The organism is Streptomyces sp. NPDC002566, from assembly GCF_042889585.1.
GTDB lineage: Bacteria > Actinomycetota > Actinomycetes > Streptomycetales > Streptomycetaceae > Streptomyces.
Map to the genome: position 1 here is coordinate 317,109 of NZ_JBIARD010000004.1, position 16,990 is coordinate 334,098.

General features: G+C 71.2%; 16 protein-coding genes. 6 read left to right on the top strand and 10 right to left on the bottom strand.

Annotated elements, in window-relative coordinates:
• Positions 1-322 precede the first annotated feature (322 nt).
• Both ACFYXA_RS18615 and ACFYXA_RS18620 read right to left on the bottom strand, forming a co-directional pair.
• Complete coding sequence (locus ACFYXA_RS18615) at positions 323-724, bottom strand: NUDIX domain-containing protein (protein ID WP_389033972.1); 402 nt, start codon at positions 722-724, stop codon at positions 323-325.
• A gap of 74 nt (positions 725-798) precedes the next feature.
• Positions 799-1,323: a PadR family transcriptional regulator gene (locus ACFYXA_RS18620; RefSeq protein ID WP_389033975.1), complete on the bottom strand. Its 525-nt coding sequence runs from the start codon at positions 1,321-1,323 to the stop codon at positions 799-801.
• 112 nt (positions 1,324-1,435) lie between these two features.
• Here ACFYXA_RS18620 and ACFYXA_RS18625 point away from each other — a divergent pair, with 112 nt between their 5' ends.
• Positions 1,436-2,821 carry an MATE family efflux transporter gene (locus ACFYXA_RS18625; protein WP_389033979.1) on the top strand — a complete coding sequence of 462 codons (1,386 nt, stop codon included), beginning with the start codon at positions 1,436-1,438 and terminating at the stop codon, positions 2,819-2,821.
• A gap of 25 nt (positions 2,822-2,846) precedes the next feature.
• Here ACFYXA_RS18625 and ACFYXA_RS18630 read toward each other — a convergent pair whose 3' ends face one another.
• The 3 genes from ACFYXA_RS18630 to ACFYXA_RS18640 all read right to left on the bottom strand — a co-directional run bounded on the left by ACFYXA_RS18630 (position 2,847) and on the right by ACFYXA_RS18640 (position 5,597).
• Positions 2,847-3,041: an SPOR domain-containing protein gene (locus ACFYXA_RS18630; protein ID WP_352246714.1), complete on the bottom strand. Its 195-nt coding sequence runs from the start codon at positions 3,039-3,041 to the stop codon at positions 2,847-2,849.
• A gap of 360 nt (positions 3,042-3,401) precedes the next feature.
• Positions 3,402-4,154, bottom strand: a complete 753-nt coding sequence (locus tag ACFYXA_RS18635) for a GntR family transcriptional regulator (protein WP_352246715.1) — start codon at positions 4,152-4,154, stop codon at positions 3,402-3,404.
• Positions 4,155-4,301: 147 nt separating this feature from the next.
• The gene (locus ACFYXA_RS18640) at positions 4,302-5,597 is read right to left on the bottom strand and encodes a DUF4190 domain-containing protein (RefSeq protein ID WP_389033984.1); all 1,296 of its coding nucleotides are present in this window, start codon (positions 5,595-5,597) and stop codon (positions 4,302-4,304) included.
• Between the two features lie 266 nt (positions 5,598-5,863).
• Between ACFYXA_RS18640 and ACFYXA_RS18645 the strand changes: the two genes are divergently transcribed.
• Both ACFYXA_RS18645 and ACFYXA_RS18650 read left to right on the top strand, forming a co-directional pair.
• Positions 5,864-6,451 carry a Uma2 family endonuclease gene (locus ACFYXA_RS18645; RefSeq protein ID WP_389033987.1) on the top strand — a complete coding sequence of 196 codons (588 nt, stop codon included), beginning with the start codon at positions 5,864-5,866 and terminating at the stop codon, positions 6,449-6,451.
• A 36-nt stretch (positions 6,452-6,487) separates the two neighbouring features.
• The gene (locus ACFYXA_RS18650; protein ID WP_389033990.1) at positions 6,488-7,117 is read left to right on the top strand and encodes a hypothetical protein; all 630 of its coding nucleotides are present in this window, start codon (positions 6,488-6,490) and stop codon (positions 7,115-7,117) included.
• Here the strand turns inward: ACFYXA_RS18650 and ACFYXA_RS18655 are convergent.
• The 3 genes from ACFYXA_RS18655 to ACFYXA_RS18665 form a co-directional block, all read right to left on the bottom strand.
• Positions 7,098-7,286: a DUF397 domain-containing protein gene (locus tag ACFYXA_RS18655; RefSeq protein WP_389033993.1), complete on the bottom strand. Its 189-nt coding sequence runs from the start codon at positions 7,284-7,286 to the stop codon at positions 7,098-7,100. The two genes, ACFYXA_RS18650 and ACFYXA_RS18655, sit on opposite strands and share 20 nt — an antisense overlap.
• 61 nt (positions 7,287-7,347) lie before the next feature.
• Entirely contained in the window at positions 7,348-7,992 is a 645-nt protein-coding gene (locus ACFYXA_RS18660) for a response regulator transcription factor (RefSeq protein WP_130443895.1), read from the bottom strand.
• On the bottom strand, positions 7,977-9,224 hold the full coding sequence (locus tag ACFYXA_RS18665) for a sensor domain-containing protein (RefSeq protein ID WP_352246720.1): 1,248 nt from the start codon (positions 9,222-9,224) through the stop codon (positions 7,977-7,979). Before ACFYXA_RS18665 ends, ACFYXA_RS18660 begins: the two co-directional genes overlap by 16 nt.
• A gap of 176 nt (positions 9,225-9,400) precedes the next feature.
• Between ACFYXA_RS18665 and ACFYXA_RS18670 the strand changes: the two genes are divergently transcribed.
• The gene (locus ACFYXA_RS18670) at positions 9,401-11,341 is read left to right on the top strand and encodes a serine hydrolase domain-containing protein (protein WP_389033998.1); all 1,941 of its coding nucleotides are present in this window, start codon (positions 9,401-9,403) and stop codon (positions 11,339-11,341) included.
• Positions 11,342-11,469: 128 nt separating this feature from the next.
• Here ACFYXA_RS18670 and sbnB read toward each other — a convergent pair whose 3' ends face one another.
• Both sbnB and ACFYXA_RS18680 read right to left on the bottom strand, forming a co-directional pair.
• Positions 11,470-12,477: a 2,3-diaminopropionate biosynthesis protein SbnB gene (gene sbnB, locus ACFYXA_RS18675; protein WP_389034001.1), complete on the bottom strand. Its 1,008-nt coding sequence runs from the start codon at positions 12,475-12,477 to the stop codon at positions 11,470-11,472.
• A gap of 84 nt (positions 12,478-12,561) precedes the next feature.
• Complete coding sequence (locus tag ACFYXA_RS18680) at positions 12,562-14,814, bottom strand: MMPL family transporter (RefSeq protein ID WP_389034004.1); 2,253 nt, start codon at positions 14,812-14,814, stop codon at positions 12,562-12,564.
• A 371-nt stretch (positions 14,815-15,185) separates the two neighbouring features.
• On the opposite strand from ACFYXA_RS18680, the gene ACFYXA_RS18685 reads away from it, so the two are divergent.
• Positions 15,186-16,172 carry an ATP-binding cassette domain-containing protein gene (locus ACFYXA_RS18685; RefSeq protein WP_352246724.1) on the top strand — a complete coding sequence of 329 codons (987 nt, stop codon included), beginning with the start codon at positions 15,186-15,188 and terminating at the stop codon, positions 16,170-16,172.
• Complete coding sequence (locus tag ACFYXA_RS18690; protein ID WP_352246725.1) at positions 16,169-16,972, top strand: ABC transporter permease; 804 nt, start codon at positions 16,169-16,171, stop codon at positions 16,970-16,972. The genes ACFYXA_RS18685 and ACFYXA_RS18690 overlap by 4 nt, the downstream gene beginning before the upstream one ends.
• Positions 16,973-16,990 lie beyond the last annotated feature (18 nt).

A 16,990-nucleotide genomic window follows, 5' to 3' on the forward strand; every position in this document is an offset into this window, starting at 1 on the left:
CGGCGAGGAACACCCCTGTCCGTTTTCTTGGGGTTAATGGGCCCATACCCGATATCGCCTGCGCCTTACCGCGCGAGCGACCGGAGTCGGGCCGCCGCCTCCCGCACGGCAGGCAGCAGGCAGGCACCGGGTACGAGGTTGAGAACATCCCCGTCTCGATGCCATCCGAGCTGGTCAGTGAGCTCCGCCCCAGGACCGGACGCCGAGGCCTGTCCAGCTCTGACCTCCGACCGCGACGGCTGGTCGAAGCTCTCCGGGAAGCGCGTGATCATCAGAGACGCGTGAGCACCGCCGATTGAGGGGAGCCGGGCTCGGCGCACCTTCAGAGCAATGTTCCGCCGGCCTTGAGTTCGTCGAACAGCAGCTGGTCGACCGGAGGAACCAGCGGGCGGTCCGCGTACGAGAACCAGGCGGTCTCCTCGATCTCGCTGCTCGCGGACAGCGTCCCTTCGTAGTGCGCGGTGTAGCAACTCATGCGCACCACCGTGCCGGTCGGCGCGCCGGGCACCTCGGCCTCATATGTCCCCACGTGCGCCGCCGTGGACGGATCGAGGAGCACCGTCAGCTCCTCCTTGATCTCACGCAGCAGGGTCTCCAGGTCGCTCTCCGCACCCTCCCGCTTGCCACCGGGGATGTAGAAGACGTCCTTCCCCCGGGGCCTGGCGCAGAGAATCCTGCCGTTCTCCACGAGCACCCACGCCACCGTGTCGATCAGGACCGTCATCACTCCGCCTTCGCCATCCGGAACCCTCGTCAGTCAGGACCTTAACGAGCCGGGCACGCGTCCGCCGGGCCGTCTCAGCCCTCCAGGGTCGCGATCGCCTCGGCCAGCCACCGCTTCTCCTCGGCGCCCGTCGCGCGGGCGATGCGCAGCATGCCTTGGCGGAAGAGATCCGGCGCCTCCTCGGCCCGGACCGGCTCGCCCTCGCGGTAGAAGAAGCTCGCCGGCGCGTCGAGAAAGGCCTGTCGACGACGGAGGACGGCGGCCTGCTCCGCCCGGTCGGGGAGGTGGCGCAAGAACGCCAGCAGCGTGAAGAAGCGCTGCCCATCGGTGATTTCGGTGTCCTTGGGGTCCCGGAGCCGGGCCTGGAGGCCGGAGCGGCCCGCCTCGGTGAGGGAAAGGATCCGTCGGGGTGCCGCTCCGCTTCCCGGCTCGGTGCGCTGCTCGACCAGACCCGCCTTCACCAGCCGGGTGATGGCCGGGTAGAGCGCGCCGTCACTGACTGGGCGGATGTGGCCGCTGAGGCCCTGGATGCGGGCCTTCAACTCGTATCCGTGCAAGGGCTCCTCGCAGAGGAAACCCAGAATCGACAGCTCCAGCACGCGGCCGAACCCCTTCCTGCGCCTGTCCGGACGCTTGCCCGTCCCGCGCGGCCATGCTACCTCTTTCCGCTGTACCTCTAATCGAGGTACAACGAAAAGAGGGGGCGCGGTCATGAGGGCAGCAGAGCACCGGCGCAAGCTGGTGTCGCTGGCGTATCCGGTCTACTTGGAACTGCTCGCGGGCGTCACCGCCGGGGTCATCAACATGGTCTGGGTGGCGAGGCTCGGCGGAGAGGCTGTCGCCGCGGTGGCCGTCGCCACCAACCTGGAGAACCTGCTGCTCGGCGTCATCCTCGTCGCGGGGTCGGGCATGACCGTGCTGGTCGCACGGGCCAGAGGCGCGGAGGATCCGGCAGCGATGCGGGCCGCCGTTCGTGGCGGCTGGACGCTGTGGGCGATCGTCACGCCCGTCGTCGCCGTAGGCGGTTTCCTGTGCCGCCGGCCACTCGCCCGACTCGTGCTCGGGGGCGGCGAAGACAGCTCGCTGCCCCTCGCCACCGACTACTTCACGATCGCGCTGCCGGGAATCGCGGTGTTCTTCGCGACCAACGTCATCGACGGCATCCTGAAAGGCACGGGCGACACCCGCACCCCGATGAGGCTCGCCGTGCTCGCCAACGGACTGATCCTCGCGCTGGATCCGCTGCTCATCCTCGGATGCGGGCTCGGGGTCCGCGGGGCCGCGATCGCCACTGTGCTGGGCCGGACGGTCGCGCTTGTCTGCGGATTCATCGCGCTGCGCCGCAACGCCCTCCTGAAGGAGGCAGCCAGGGCGCCCCTGTACGGGACCGGGTCACTCGCTTCCGATGCCCGCAGGGTCGCCGCGACCGGGCTGCCCATGTCAGCCGATTTCGTCGTGCGGATGACGGGTGCGCTCGCCCTCGTAGCCGTCGTCGCCCGGATCGGTGTCACCGAAGTCGCCGCCTACGGAATCGCGACCAAGGCCATGTACGTCGCGACCATGGCCTTCTACTCGGTACGTCAAGCCGCCGCCATCCGCACCTCCCACCGCCTCGGCGCCGGACACGACGAGCGACGGGCCATCGGGCGGCAGGCGCTGCTTCTCGCCGGGGCGCTGGGGCTCGCGGCCGCGCTGGCGCTGCTCACCGCCGGTCCATGGATCATGCGGGCATTCGGCAGTGAAGGCGCCGTGGCCGAGGCCGGCACGCTCTATCTGCGGTGCCTGGGACCGTACTTGGTACTGCTCGCCTGTTTCATCGCGGTGGGCGGCGTGTTCGAGGGCAGCGGTGACAGTCCCGCGCTCGCGCGGATCACCACGTGCGGGGTGACGCTTCAACTGGCGCTCGCGTACGGCCTGTCGGGGGCAGGAATGCCCGGCATCTGCTTGGCCATGGCGGCATCCATGGCCCTGCAGTGCGCGGCTGTCGCCAGGATGTACCGGCGTACAGCACCCCCGACGACCACCCGCCTCGACGCCAGTCGACCAGGCACCTCCGCCGCGTCTTGCGACTCCACACCCGACAACCGGCTTGCCTGACCTACGGGACGGTGGCCGCGTGGTGTCAGGCGCGGACGGCGGTGCCGTTGGGGCCTATGCGTTCTACCCAGTAGAGCTGTTTGTGTCCGCGGCCGTCGAGGCTGTCCGCGATCTTCTGGGCCTCCGCGCGCGTGGCGTACCGGCCTACGCGGTAGCGGTTGCCGTTGTCGTCCTGCCGTATGACGAGCCACGGCAGAGAGGTGGTGCTGTCGTTCGTCACGCCCCGCGTCTCCTTCCCTCGGCGGTCCGCCTGGATGTCGTCCGCGGCCCGCTTCGCGCCCCACCCTCTGAGGAAACCGCAATCCGCATATGCCCGAGCGTACGCCTTACCTTTACGCAGCGAACACGGCTTTTCACAAACAGGTACGCAACCAGCCAAGACGCAGGGGGCGCACGGGACCGAACGCGCCGGGCGCGGGACATGACGCCTCCGGTCGGCGCGTTGCCGGGCTTTCCGGGAGCGACCTGCGGGAACAGCGCGAAACGACCGGATTACGACGGCCTGTGAGCGCCCGCACGGCGGGCGGTTTCCAGGGGCAACTGCCGCGGGGTTGTGCGCCGCACGCCCGGCGGCCGAGGCTCACCGCACCGGCAGGTGGTACGCGACGCGATAGCGGTCCGCCGGGATGACCACGTCCGCCGTCTCGACCGGGCGGCCGGAGGCGTAGTAGGTGCGCTGGACGACCAGCACCGCGTGCCCGGGTACGCCGCCCAGGGCGAGGAGTTCGTCGGCGAGGCCGGGGCGGGCCCCCACCTCCTCGGCGACGTTGTCGACGATGACGTCGATCGCGCGCATGCGCTCGACGACGCCCATCCCGCCGAGCGGGCCCTCCTCGGGCAGCATCACCGGGGTGCGGCCGGTGAGTGCCAGGGGCTCCCAGGAGGTGGAGAGCATCATCGCCTCACCGGCCTCCCGGAAGACGTACTTGGTGCACATCACCCGGTCCCCTGGCTGGATGCCGAGCCGCTCGGCGACCGCCCGGCTCGCCTCGGTCTGCTCGCTGCTGGACTCCCACGTCCCGCGCGCGTACCCCTCGGACTGCTCCTGCCGGAACGGCGTCGCGCCGCTCGCCGGGCGGTAGCCGGAGCGGGCGATCCGGCGCGGGACGGGCTGCTCCCGCACGTACGTGCCCGAACCGGAGCGGCCCTCGACCAGCCCCTCCGCCATGAGCACCTTGCGCGCCTCCAGCGCGACGGTGTCGGAGACGCCGTACTCCTGGCGGATTCTGGCCTGTGAGGGCAGCCGGGTGTGCGGTGGCAGCGAGCCGTCGACGATCTTCTTACGGAGATCACCTGCGACCCGCAGGTAGGCCGGCTGCTCACCGAATGTCACTGGCCACTCCCATCAGGTTGTACAGACAGCTACAGCCTGGCAACCGTGGGTTCCGCCATGCAAGCAAAGGCCAGAGAATCACCCGATGTGATGACTTCCTCCGGCCGGGGGCTTTACGCAGGCACTTTCTGCCCACTATGGAGGTGATCACACGTCGAGGCCGCCCCCGCCGGTGCCACCGCCCGCACCGCCGCTGCCTCCGTCGCCGTAGGAGGGTCGGGTGGTGCTCAGCCCCAGAGCTTTGCGCGCGGTGACGGTGGCGTCGCCGTCCACGTACGCGTACGCGTTCTCGTAGTGCTCGTAGAAGGTGTCGGCGTCGGAGGCCTCGGCCGCCGCCGTCCACTCGTCGGCCGCTTTCTGAAGGTCCGTCACGAGGGCGGCGAGAGGTTCCTGGGCCTCGGCGGACCAGGGGTGACCGCGCAGCACCTGCGCCTGCTCACCCGTCATGTCGCCCATGTCGGCCGCCCAGTTGCGGTTCGCCTCCAGGTCGTCCTCGGGGAGGTCCTCGGGCTCCTGGAGGAGCGCGTCGTCGAAGGCGGACATCGCGGTCAGGAACGCCAGCTGGTCGGGGTCGAGCGTGGTCCCGTCGGTGCGCAGGGAGCCGGTGAGGGCGCCCTTCTCGCCGGCGTGGGCGAAGACGCAGGTGATCTCGCGGTCGCCCCACTGCCAGCTCTCGCGGGTCGGCGTGAGGTGGTACACCTCGACGTCCTTGGTGAGCGACCAGGAGTCCATCGCATATGCGGACTGGAGCGTCCAGCACTCGCCCTCGGCCTGATCCGAGACGCTGCTGTCGCCGGGGTAGTCGTCGCCGGGCAGCGGGACGACCCCGAACACCTCGGCGTCGTGCTCGCCGGCACAGGGGACCTTGTCGACGTCGTAGACGTCCTTGTCGAAGGAGGCTCCCGGTACGTCGAAGCAGTCGCCCTTGACCAGCGACAGACTGGTGTCGCGGGCCGCCCCCTCCTTGACCCCCTCCATGAACGCGGACCCGCCGCCCGTTGCCAGGAGCAGGATCCACGCCGCGAGGCCGAGGCCGGACAGCACCGCGCCCCCGATCGCCATCCCCTTGCCGCGCTCGCCCCGCTTCTTGATCTGCACCAGCGCGACGATCCCGAGGATCAGCCCCACGGCCGGGAGGAAGCAGAGCACACCGAGGACGAGGGCGGCGATGGCGACCCCGTTGACCGGCGCGGGCCGGTTGAGGGGCGCGTACCCCTGCCCCCAGACCGCGTACGGGGGTGCGCCGTAGGGCACTTGGGAGGAGGCGGGGTACGGGGCGTGCGGCAAGGGGCCCTGCGGGTACGGGGGTTGTCCGTGTGGGTGCGGGTGCGGGTACTGCGGGTTCGAGGCCTGCGGGTTGGGGGCGTGCGGGTTCGGGGCCTGCGGAGGCTGGTACGGGTCGTCCTGGGGCTGCTGAGGCCCGGGGGGCGGGGGTATGGACACGGGTACCGTGCTCTCCTGGATCGGACGGGTCGGCGACGCGGACAGAACTGACGTACGACTGCGCGCATGGTAAGCGTGCGGCGGACAGATGTGGCGTGCGGGGCGCGAAGGCGACGCGACGGGGTGTGGCGCCGGCGGGAAAGGGCTCTCCCCGAAAGGCTGTCCAGCAGCCTTGATATGGGCATGACGATCACCGTCAGCAGTTTCGACGCGGGCCCGCCCACGATCTCGTGGTCCGGTCCTCGCCGAATCGCTACGGTTGGACCATGACCGCACTGCCCGACTGGATCCGCCCGCCGCGCGCGGAAGGCTGGTTCGCGGAGGACCTGGACCACCTTCCGGAAGCGCCGCGCCACACCGAACTGAGCGACGGATTCCTCGTCTTCAAGATGTCGCCGCAGAGGTCCTGGCACGGCCGCCTTGTCACCTCCCTCACCACTGCGCTCATGGCCACGGCGCCCTCCGGCCTCGAGGTCGAGCGAGAGATGACGATCCGCCTTGATAAGCGGAACCGCCCGGAGCCGGACCTGCTGGTGACGACCGCCCCGTACGACCCAGAACGCACGTGGTACGCGCCGGAAGACGTCCGACTCGTCGTCGAAGTCGTCTCGCCGGAGTCCGCCCACCGCGATCGCACCGTGAAGCTGCACAAGTACGCAGAGGCCAAGATCCCGCACTACTGGTGCATCGAGGACGAAGGCGGCTCCCCGGTCGTCCACGTCTACGAACTCGACGAACCGACCGGAGCCTACGCACCCGCGGGCATCTACCGGGGCACCCTCAAGCGTCCGGTGCCGTTCGAGATCGACCTGGACCTCGACAAGCTCACCCCGCAGCGGGGCGGCAGCGAATAGAGCAGCGTTGTCAGTGGGGCCTGGTTCCATGGCGTCATGAGCACCGCGCCCGAGATCGCCGCCCTTCTCCCCGACCCCGCTCAACTCCGCGCCCACCTGCGCGCACTGGCCGTCCTGGACTCGACGATCGGGGACGATCAGCAGTTCTGCACCTACTCCTTCGACGCCGCCTGGGGCCCCGGCGAGGAGGCGGCGCTGATGGAGAACGGCTCGGGGGACGACTTCTCCGTCCTGTTCACCCCGGCCGGCGTGCTCATACGCGGCTTCGACCACGAGTCGGAGATGAGTCCGTACGGGACGGACGACGAGCAGGTCTGGCCGGGTGTCATCGACGAGGTGCCCGCGGCGCTGCGCCCGCTGCTGGACGAGCCGGCGTTCCGTGACGAGGGCATCGACGTCCCGCGGGTCACCGTCTGCATCTGGCGCGAGACCGGGGACACCGCATGGCGTACCGGCTCGGCCATCGGTTTCCCCGCCGGCAGCGAGGACCCGGACGGCTCCGGCTACCTCTTCCACCTCCTCACCGACCGCTCACCGGAAACGGTCCGGGCCCACTTCGAGGACTACTACGAGCGTCCCGTCCCCCTCGACGCCGTCCGCCACGTGCTCGCCGGCCATCCCCTCACCCCTGCGATCGTCGGTGCCCTCAACCCAGGCGTCCTCTGAGGAACGCGTGCCAGGCGGTCGCGGAGAAGGGCAGTGCGGGGCGGCCTCGGTCCTTTGAATCCCGGAGCAGCACGCCGTCGCGGTCCGGATGGGCGCGGGCCTCCACGCAGGCGTCCTCGGAGTCGCCGCTGTGACTGCTCTTTCGCCAGCCGGTCATGGGAAGCGGCATGGGAGCTCCTTTCGGTGGTCGGCGGAGATCGAGCAAGCCGGGGAGGCGCCGGCAGCCTGCCTCACTTGAGGTACGCCAGTACCGCCAGGACCCTTCGGTTGTCCGCCTCCGACGGGGGGAGGTCGAGCTTGGTGAAGATGTTGGACGTGTGTTTGATCACCGCGCGTTCGGTGATGACCAGTTCCTGGGCGATCGCGGCGTTCGAGCGGCCCTCCGCCATCAGGCCGAGGACCTCGCGCTCGCGTGGGGTGAGGCGGGAGAGCGGGCCGTCGCGGTGGTACTCCTTGGCGAAGAGCTTGGCGACGACGTCGGGGTCCATCGCGGTGCCGCCGGACGCGACACGGCGTACCGCGTCCACGAAGCCGTCGGGGTCGAAGACCCGGTCCTTGAGGAGGTAGCCGATGCCCCCGCTGCCGTCGGCGAGGAGTTCGCGGGCGTAGAGCTGCTCCACGTACTGGGAGAGGACCAGGACCGGCAGGCCGGGGATCTGGCGCCGGGCCTCCAGTGCGGCCCGCAGGCCCTCGTCCGTGAACGTCGGCGGAAGCCGGACGTCGACGACGGCGACGTCCGGCTTGTGGTCCAGGAGGGCCTGGAGCAGTCCGGGCCCGGTGTCCACGGCGGCGACCACCTCGAAGTCGTAGGACTCCAGGAGGCGGACGAGGCCGTCCCGCAGCAGGAAGAGGTCCTCGGCTAGGACAACACGCACGGCAGCTCCATGGTGAGGGTGGTCGGTCCGCCCGGCTTGCTGTTGATGGCGAGGAGGCCGTCGAAGGCGGCGAGCCGGCGTTCGATGCCGCGCAGCCCGGTGCCGCGCGAGGGGTCGGCGCCGCCCTGGCCGTCGTCGATGACCTGGCCGCGCAACGCGCCGCCCTCGTACCAGAGGTCGATGCTCACGGTGTCCGGTGCGGCGTGCTTGGCGGCGTTGGCGAGGGCCTCGGCGACCGCGAAGTACATGGCGGACTCGACGGGCGCCTCGAGGCGACCGGGCAGGTCGGCGTTGACGGTGACGTCGAGCGGGCTGTCCATGGCGAGGGCGCGCACCGCGTCGGCGAGGCCGCGGTCGGCGAGCACCGGCGGGTGGATGCCGCGGACGAGGTCGCGCAGCTCGGTCAGGGCGGCGGCGGAGGCCTTGCGGGTGTCGGCCAGGATGGCGCGGACGGCCTCCGGGTCCTTGCTGAGGAGCTGCTCGGCGACGCCGAGGTTCATGCCGAGGGCCACCAGCCGGGCCTGCGCCCCGTCGTGCAGGTCCCGTTCGATGCGGCGCAGTTCGGCCGCGGAGCTGCTGACGGCGTCGCTGCGGCTGTCGGTGAGGCGGCGGACGCGCTGGGCGGTGCGGGTGGGGGCGAGCAGGGTGCGGGCGAGGGAGGCGTGGGCGCGCAGCAGGGCGGGGCCGGTGGTGAGACCTGCGGTGAGGAGGACGGCGCCGAGGGCGGCGCAGTACCAGGCGGACGTCAGGTCGCTGATCTCGATCCACAGGTAGTAGTTGGTGCCGGCGTCGGCGATGGGGCGGTAGATGACGGGCATCAGGAGGCCGCCGATCCCTGCGGCGACGAGGGCGAGGGGCATCAGGGCGACGACCACGCCGACCACTGGGTTGACCAGCATCCAGGCCAGGTCGCGCCAGGTCGCCGGGTCGGTGAGCACCCAGTGGGTGCGCTGCCACTGCCCCTTGAGGCCCCGTCCGGCGGCGGGCGCGGGGAGGTACGGATTCTCGATCGCGCGGCCCGACCAGCTTTCCGCGGTTCTGCGGGAGGCGTCGGCGACGGCCCGTACGGCGACAGCGAGCGCCGGGACGAGCAGGACGCCCAGGCCGATGCCGATGAGCGAGACCGCCGTCAGGAAGAGGCATAAGAGGACGAGTTCCGCGATCGCGAGACCGAGGACGGTCAGTCCTTTGCCCACGGCGCGGAGGCCGGTGCGGATGTTCAGGTTGTCCACGGTCGTCCCGTTCCCCTCTGTGCACGGCTCCCTGCCGTGATGATGCCCTGAGTCTTCTCCCTGTGGACACCGTGCGCAGGGGACGTGGGTCCCGTCCGCGACGGTGTACCCAGGTACACCCCGGAACGCCACCGGGGTGGCTGTCCCGTACTCGTCGTGACGGCTTGGCTGTATCCATGACGAAGCGACTGCGACTGCGACTGCGGCACCTGCTCCTCCCGCTCTGCGTGCCGCTGCTGCTGGCGGGTGGCGCCGGCACCGCCGCCGCGACGCCGGCGGTCCGGGCGGAGACCCGCGCCTCGTCCGAACTCCCCGCGGCCTCCGGGCCCGCCGGTCTCACGGGGGCGGTCGACGCGCTCGTACGCAAGCAGCTCGCCGACTACCGGATCCCCGGTGCGTCGGTGGTGGTCGTCGAGCACGGGCGGCCGGTCCTCACGAAGGGGTACGGCGTCGCCGACGCGGCCTCGGGGACCCCGGTGGACCCCCGGCGCACCGGGTTCTTCCTGGCCTCCGACGCCAAGCTGTTCACGGCCGTCGCGGTCCTGCAGCAGGTGGAGCGCGGTCGCCTCGATCTGTCGGCCGACGTCAACCGCTACCTCACCACCTTCAAGGTGAAGGACACGTATCCGGGGCACCCCGTGACGGTACGCGATCTCCTCACGCACACGGCGGGCTTCGACAACAACATCATCGGGCGGGCCGCCACCCGGCCCGAGGACGTGCGCCCGCTCGGCGAGAGCCTCGCCGCGCACCAGCCGCGCCGGGTGCGTCCGCCGGGTGAGATCGCCAGCTACGACAACTACGGTGTGGCGCTGGCCGGTTACCTGGTCGAGACGGTGACGGGCACGCCGTTCGCCACCTATCTGGACCGGTCGGTGCTGCGGCCGCTCGGGATGACGCGGACCAGCTTCGCCCAGCCGCACTCCGCTGCGATCGCGGCGGACCTCGCCCGCGGCCACCGCCCGGAGGGCGGCCACCAGCGGGTCCAGGACGGGCAGTACGGCGACTGGTCCCCGACCGGCGCGGGCGCGGTCACCACGGCGGCCGACATGGGCCGGCTGCTCGGCGCGCTGCTCGACGGCGGCGGTCCGGTGCTCACCCGGCGCTCGGCCGACGCCCTGATGAAGCGCCAGTTCGGGAACGACGACCGGCTGCCCGGCCTCGGTTACATCCTGGAGGAGCGGGAACGGGACGGGATGCGGATGCTGGTCAAGGACGGCGACCTGCCCGGCTTCCACGGCAACCTGGCCCTGCTGCCGGACCGGGACGCGGCGGTGTACGTCGTCTACGACGGCGACGGCGAGAACGGCGTCGCCGCCTATGCGGGGCAGGAGGTCGTGGACCGCTTCGCCGACCACTTCGGCACCGCGGCCGCCGCCCGCCGCTCCGTCTCGAAGGCCGACGTCACGCCGTACGAGGGCGAGTACCGCTCGACGCGTACGAGTGCCTCGGAGCTGACCCGGGTGAGCGCCCTGATCGGCTCGGTCCGGGTGAGCGCGGGCGAGGGCGCGACGCTGACCACGACGGGACTGTCCCGCAACCCCGACGTGACCGAGCGGCACTGGGTGCAGCTGAGCCCGGGGCTCTTCCAGGAGCGGGGCGGCCAGGACCGGATCGCCTTCCGCGACGGGCGCCTCTCGGTCGCCTCCGACGCCTCCGTCACCTACGAGCGGCTGCCCTGGTACCTCTCCCCCGCGCTGCACCAGCGGGTGCTGCTCGGCTCGCTCGGCTTCCTCGCCCTGACAGTGCTGGCGCTGCCGGTGCTCGCCCTGGTGCGCCGCCGCTCGCCGGGCGCGCCGGCCGGGGCACGCGCCGCCAAGCTGCTGCTGTGGACGTCCGGTGCGCTGATCATCGCGGCCACGGTCTGCTTCATGCTGCTGGCCGCCGATCCCAACGCCCTCAACCGCACGATCATCGTCGGCGACTCGCCGCTGCTGACCGCGGTCCCCGCGCTGACCGGCGTCGCGCTGGCGACCACGGGCGCCATGGTCGTATGCGCGTTCCTCGCCTGGCGGCGGCGCTGGTGGCGGGTGACCGGCCGGGTGCACTACACGTGCAGCACGCTGGCGGCGCTGGTCTTCCTCGGCGTGGCCGCCTCCTACCGGATGGTGGGCTAGGGCCGCGGCAGGCGACGTCCGCCCGTGGGGGCCGGGGCGGGGGGTGGTCATGGTCGCTCCTTCCTCGGACGCGGGAGGGCCCGGGCGGGAGAACCCGCCCGGGCCCCGTCGTGCGTGGGGGTGGTGGACTACCAGCGGCTGGTCTCGCCGAAGAAGTCCGCGATCTCCACGGCCTCGCCCGCCTCGCGCGCCGCGCGGAAGACGTGCAGGCCGACGGCGAGGTCGAGGACGCCGAGGCCGAACGGCGAGAAGATGACCGGCTTGTCGTCGCCGGTGGTCACCTCGCCCTGGATGAACTGGGCGAGCGTGCCGGTGACGAAGTGCCGGTCGCCGTACTTCTGTTCCGCGAGGTGCGGCGAGGTGTTGGCCTTCAGGCAGTGCTCGACGTCGTCGAGGATGTTGTACGCCCCCTCGATCAGCTCCGGGCCGATGTCCCGGAGCGAGATGTTGAGGACGACCTGGCCGGGCGCGAAGGCGCCCGGGTCGGTGATGTACGGCTCGGCGGCGGTGGTGGCGAGGACGATCACGTCGGCGCCGGTGAGGGCGGCGGAGAGGTCGGACTCGGTGCCGGCCGGGTAGCCGAGGGCGTCCGTCGCGTGGGCGGCGAGCGCGGCGCCGTACTCCGCGTTCTTGTCGTGGACGGTGACCGAGGCCACCTGCCAGTCGCGGGAGGCGAAGAACTCCAGGATGTTGCGGGCGATGATGCCCGCGCCGACGACGGTCAGCTTCCCGGCGGTGCGCCCGCCGGTGAGCCGCTCCGCGGCGAGGACCGCGGAGGCGGCCGTGCGGGCGGCGCTGATCTGCGAGGCCTCCAGGCAGGCGAAGGGGTAGCCGGTCTCGTGGTCGTTGAGCAGCAGGGCCGCCGAGGCGCGCGGTATGCCGCGCTCGATGTTGGCGGGGAAGCTGCTGATCCACTTGATGCCGGAGACGTCGGCGCCGGCGCCCAGGTGCGCGGGGAGCGCGATGATGCGGGCGTCGGGCTTCTCGGGGAAGCGAAGGAAGTAGCTGTCGGGGTTCACCGAGTCGCCCGCGTGGTGGGCGAGGTAGGTGTCGCGGACGACGTCGACGATGTCCTGGCGGGAGGCCGAGATGATCTCCCGCGCGGTCTTGCCGCCGACGACGCTGAACTCGTACATGGAAGAAGGTCCTTGAGATCGTGAGCGGATGGAAGGGTGCGGGCCGCCGTCGCTCGGCGGCCCGCGAGGGTGTGCTCGCCCGGCTCAGCGGCCCGCGAGGGTGTGCTCGTCCGACGCGGTCTGCCGGTGCGCGGAGGACGCGGCGTGCTTCGGGGCCGGGGCCGGCGCCTCCTCGCCGTGCGAGAGCTCGGGGAGCCACTTCAGCCAGGAGGGCAGCCACCAGTTGGACCGGCCGAGCAGGGCCATGACGGCGGGCAGCAGGACGGCGCGCACGAGGGTGGCGTCGAGCAGGACCGCGACGGCGAGGCCGACGCCGAGCTGCTTGAAGTCCTGCATGGACAGGGTGCCGAAGACCGCGAAGACGGCGACCATGATGAGTCCGGCGCTGGTGACGACGCCGGCGGTGGAGCGGATGCCGTGGGCGACGGCGGCGCGGTTGCCGACGCCCTGGTCGTAGGCCTCGCGGATCCGGGAGACCACGAAGACGTGGTAGTCCATCGACAGGCCGAAGAGGACGACGAAGACGAAGAGCGGCATCCAGGACTCGATCGCGCCGACGGCTGTCGTGCCGACCAGTTCGTCGCCCCAGCCCTTCTGGAAGACCGCGGTCATCACGCCGTAGGCGGCGAGCACGGACAGGAGGTTGAGGACGATCGAGGTGGTGGCGATGACCGGGGAGCGGAAGCAGAGCAGCATCAGCAGGAAGCTGACGCCCATCACGAAGGCGAAGACGGGCACGATCGACGACTTGAGCTGGTCGTTGTAGTCGGTCGAGAAGGCGAGGTCGCCGCCGACCAGCGCCTGGTCCGCCGCGTCCTTCGTCAGGGTGGCGGGGATGATGTCGCCGCGGAGCGCCTCCAGGGCGCGGACGGAGGTGGCGTTGCGGCCGTCGCCGGCGAGCGGCGCGCTGATCACCGCGATGTCCTCGTCCTTGTGGACGCTGACCTCGACGGGGTTCTTGACGTGGCCGGAGGCGAGGGCGCGCTGCTTGAAGCCGGCGATGGCGGAGGTGGCTCCGGGGGAGGTGACGTCGGCGGTCTTGAAGACGATCTGGGCCGGTGCCGGGGCGCCGGGGAAGACGTTCTCGATCCGCCGGGCGGTCTCGGCGGTGACGTTGTCGGCGGGCAGCAGCTGGTCGAAGCCGAGCTTCTCGGTCTTCATGGACAGCGCCGGCGAGGCGAGGGCGAGCAGGAACACGACGCCGAGGACGGCGAAGACGGCGGGCGCCTTCAGGACCGCGCCGAGCAGCCGACCCGGCTTCTCGCCCGCGGTGCGGACGACGGCCTTGCGGCGCAGGCCCGGGATCCGGCCGGCGTCGATCTTGTCGCCGAGCATCGCCATCACGGCGGGCAGCACCGTCATGGAGCCGAGCACCGCGATGAGGACGACCTCGATGGTCGCGATGGCGAAGCCCTCGAAGACCGTGAGACCGGAGAGGAACATGCCGGCCATGGCGACGGCCACGGTGATGCCGGAGATCAGTACCGAGCGGCCCGAGGTCGCGGCGGCGATGCGCAGCGCGCTCTCCTTGTCGCGGCCGGCGGCGCGCTCCTCGCGCTCGCGGCGGATGTAGAAGAGGCAGTAGTCGACGCCGACGGCGAGGCCCATCAGGAGCAGCACCGAGTTGGTCATGGCGTCGACCGGGACGAGCTGGCTGGAGAGCGCGAGCAGGCCCATGGCGGCGACGCACGCGGTGATGGCGAGGACCAGCGGCAGGACGGCGGCGAGGAGCGCGCCGAACACGACGAGCAGGATGCCGAGGGCGACGGGCACGGCGGTGTACTCGGCGCGGGTGAAGTCCTCGCCGAGGGAGTCGTTGATGCCCTTGAGGCCGCTGGCGGCGCCGTACTGGCCGAGGGTGACGGCGGGGTGGGCCTCGTCGGCCTTCGCCAGCGCGTCGACGACGGGCTGGATGCGGTCGGCGGCCGTGTCCGGGTCGCCCTTGACCGCGAACTGGATCAGCGCGTCGTGCTTGTCCTCGGAGACCGCGCCGGTCTTGTACGGGTCGCCGATGTTCTGTGCGAGGCCGGTGCCGTCCACGGCGGTGATGGCGTCGGCGACGGCCTTCTTGAACTCGGGGTCGGCGGCGGTGAGGTCGCCGCTGTGGACGAGGACCATCTCGGGCGCCGGGGTCTTGATGCCGGCGTCGACGAGGACGCGGGCGGCGCGGCCCGACTCCCCGGTGCCGTAGTCGGCCTCGGTCAGGCTCTGCTGCCCCGCCATGCCGCCGAGGACCGTGAGCGCGATGACGGCGAAGAGCCATCCGAAAAGTGCGGTCTTGCGGTGCCGGGCGCTCCAGGCGCCCAGTGAAGCCGCCAGATTTCGTTGCCTTGCCATTACCTCTCCCAGTGGGACGTCAGCGGGACCTTTGATGAGCGACGTCACTCACTGTAGATATCCGTGGCCTTTTTCCTCCCTTGTGTTTTTGGCAGTTGAATGCCGCTGCAGCATCCTGCCAGCCGGCCTGCGGCGGGGTCTGCAGCATGCTGCAGCGGCAGCCTGTGGCCAGCTGGAGCGGCGTGATCCGGCCATCGCGCCGGTTAGGTTCCTTCTCGTCGGGAGTTGTCCGGACGGCGTGGACCGCGATGCGTCCACCGGCCGTCATCCATTCACCCGGAGCCCCGCTCTGCATTTACCCACATCACTGCTGCAATCCCCAGTCCACAACCAGCCAACCAATTCACCTGAGGCGTGAAAGGGGGAATTCCGTGAACATCGCGATCGAGGCGGCCGGCCTGACGAAGCAGTACGGCGGCCACCGCGCCCTGGACGGCGTGGACCTGTCGGTCGAGGCGGGCACCGTGCTCGGCCTGCTCGGGCCCAACGGAGCGGGCAAGACCACCACGGTCCGCACGCTCGCCACCCTGCTCGAACCCGATGCCGGCACGGCTCGCGTCGCGGGCTTCGACATCGTGCGGCAGCGGCGCGAGGTGCGCCGCCGGATCGGTCTCGCCGGTCAGTACGCCGCCGTCGACGAGCTGCTGACCGGGCGTGAGAACCTCGTGCTGCTCGGCCGGCTGCTGCGGCTCGGCCGCAAGGGCGCCGCCGTCCGGGCCGCCGAACTGCTGGCGCGGTTCGAGCTGGAGGCCGCCGCCGACAAGCCCGCCAAGGAGTACTCGGGCGGTATGCGGCGCCGCCTGGACCTGGCCGCCAGTCTGATCGCCTCGCCCGAGGTGCTCTTCCTCGACGAGCCCACCACCGGCCTCGACCCGGCCAGCCGGGCCACGCTGTGGCGGATGGTGCGGGACCAGGTCGACCAGGGTGTCACCGTCCTGCTGACCACGCAGTACCTGGAGGAGGCGGACTTCCTCGCGGACCGGATCCTGGTCGTCGACCGGGGCCGGGTGATCGCCGAGGGCACCTCCGACGAGCTGAAGCGGAAGGTCGGGGGCGAGCGCCTGGAGGTGGCCGTCGCCGACGCCCCGGCGCTCGCGCAGGCCGCCGCCGTGCTGGCGCCGCTCGCGGTGAGCCCGCCGCAGCTGGACGAGCGGCAGCGCACCGTCCACGTCCAACTGCCGGACGGGATGGGCGCGCTGGCGTCCGCCGCGACGGCGCTCGAGTACGCGGACGTCGCCGTCGAGGAGTTCGCGCTGCGGCGCCCCTCGCTCGACGACGTGTTCTTCCATCTGACCGGCGAGCTCACGGGCGCGCCGGCCCCGCACCCCGACGCAGCGAAGGCGGAGGCGTCCCTATGAGTTCGGTGCTCGCCCACGGCGGTGACGTCGCGGCCCTCACCGGCCGGCACCTGCGCCATCTGCGGCGCACCCCGGAGAAGATCATCGGCGTGGCGCTCACGCCCGTCGCGATGGTGGTGATCCTGGGCTACCTGTTCGCGACCGTCGTCGAGGTGAAGAACACCGGCGGCAGCTACCGCGAGTACATCATGGCCGGGGTCTTCGCCCAGGTCGGGCTCTCCTGCATCGGCATCACCGCGATCGGTGTGGCCGGCGACCTCGGCAAGGGCCTGATCGACCGGTTCCGCTCGCTGCCGATGGGCCGGGCCACCGTCCTGGTCAGCCACACGCTCGCCGACCTCGCCGCCGCGGCCCTGAGCATCGCGCTGGTCGCGGTGACCGGCCTCGCAGTCGGCTGGCGGGTGCACGGCTCGTTCGTCGAGAACGCCGCCGGCTTCCTGCTGCTGCTCGGCTTCGCCTACGCCATGCTCTGGGTCGGCGCGCTCCTCGGCATGGTGATGCGCAACCTGGAGGCGATCAGCGGGGTGGCCGCCCTGCTCCTGGTCCTGTTCTCCTTCCTCTCCAGCTCGTTCATGCCGCTTTCCGGACTTCCCGGCTGGCTGCAGACCGTCGCCGAGTGGAATCCGGTCAGCGCGGTCTCCGAGGCCTGCCGGCAATTGTGGGGAAACACCGGACCCGTCGCGTCGGGAAGTTTCCCGGTGGAGAACGCGGTGCTCGTCTCGGCGATCAGCATCGGAGTGCTCGTCGCCGTTCTCATACCTCTCAGCCTGCGCGTGTACCGCATTTCGGCAACGCGATAGCCTTGTCTTTCTGGGGGA

Coding starts and splice junctions, on each gene's coding strand:
- ACFYXA_RS18615 (WP_389033972.1), bottom strand. CDS start 724: ATGACGGTCCTGATCGACACGGTGGCGTGGGTGCTCGTGGAGAACGGC.
- ACFYXA_RS18625 (WP_389033979.1), top strand. CDS start 1,436: ATGAGGGCAGCAGAGCACCGGCGCAAGCTGGTGTCGCTGGCGTATCCG.
- ACFYXA_RS18645 (WP_389033987.1), top strand. CDS start 5,864: ATGACCGCACTGCCCGACTGGATCCGCCCGCCGCGCGCGGAAGGCTGG.
- ACFYXA_RS18650 (WP_389033990.1), top strand. CDS start 6,488: ATGAGCACCGCGCCCGAGATCGCCGCCCTTCTCCCCGACCCCGCTCAA.
- ACFYXA_RS18655 (WP_389033993.1), bottom strand. CDS start 7,286: ATGCCGCTTCCCATGACCGGCTGGCGAAAGAGCAGTCACAGCGGCGAC.
- ACFYXA_RS18670 (WP_389033998.1), top strand. CDS start 9,401: ATGACGAAGCGACTGCGACTGCGACTGCGGCACCTGCTCCTCCCGCTC.
- sbnB (WP_389034001.1), bottom strand. CDS start 12,477: ATGTACGAGTTCAGCGTCGTCGGCGGCAAGACCGCGCGGGAGATCATC.
- ACFYXA_RS18680 (WP_389034004.1), bottom strand. CDS start 14,814: ATGGCAAGGCAACGAAATCTGGCGGCTTCACTGGGCGCCTGGAGCGCC.
- ACFYXA_RS18690 (WP_352246725.1), top strand. CDS start 16,169: ATGAGTTCGGTGCTCGCCCACGGCGGTGACGTCGCGGCCCTCACCGGC.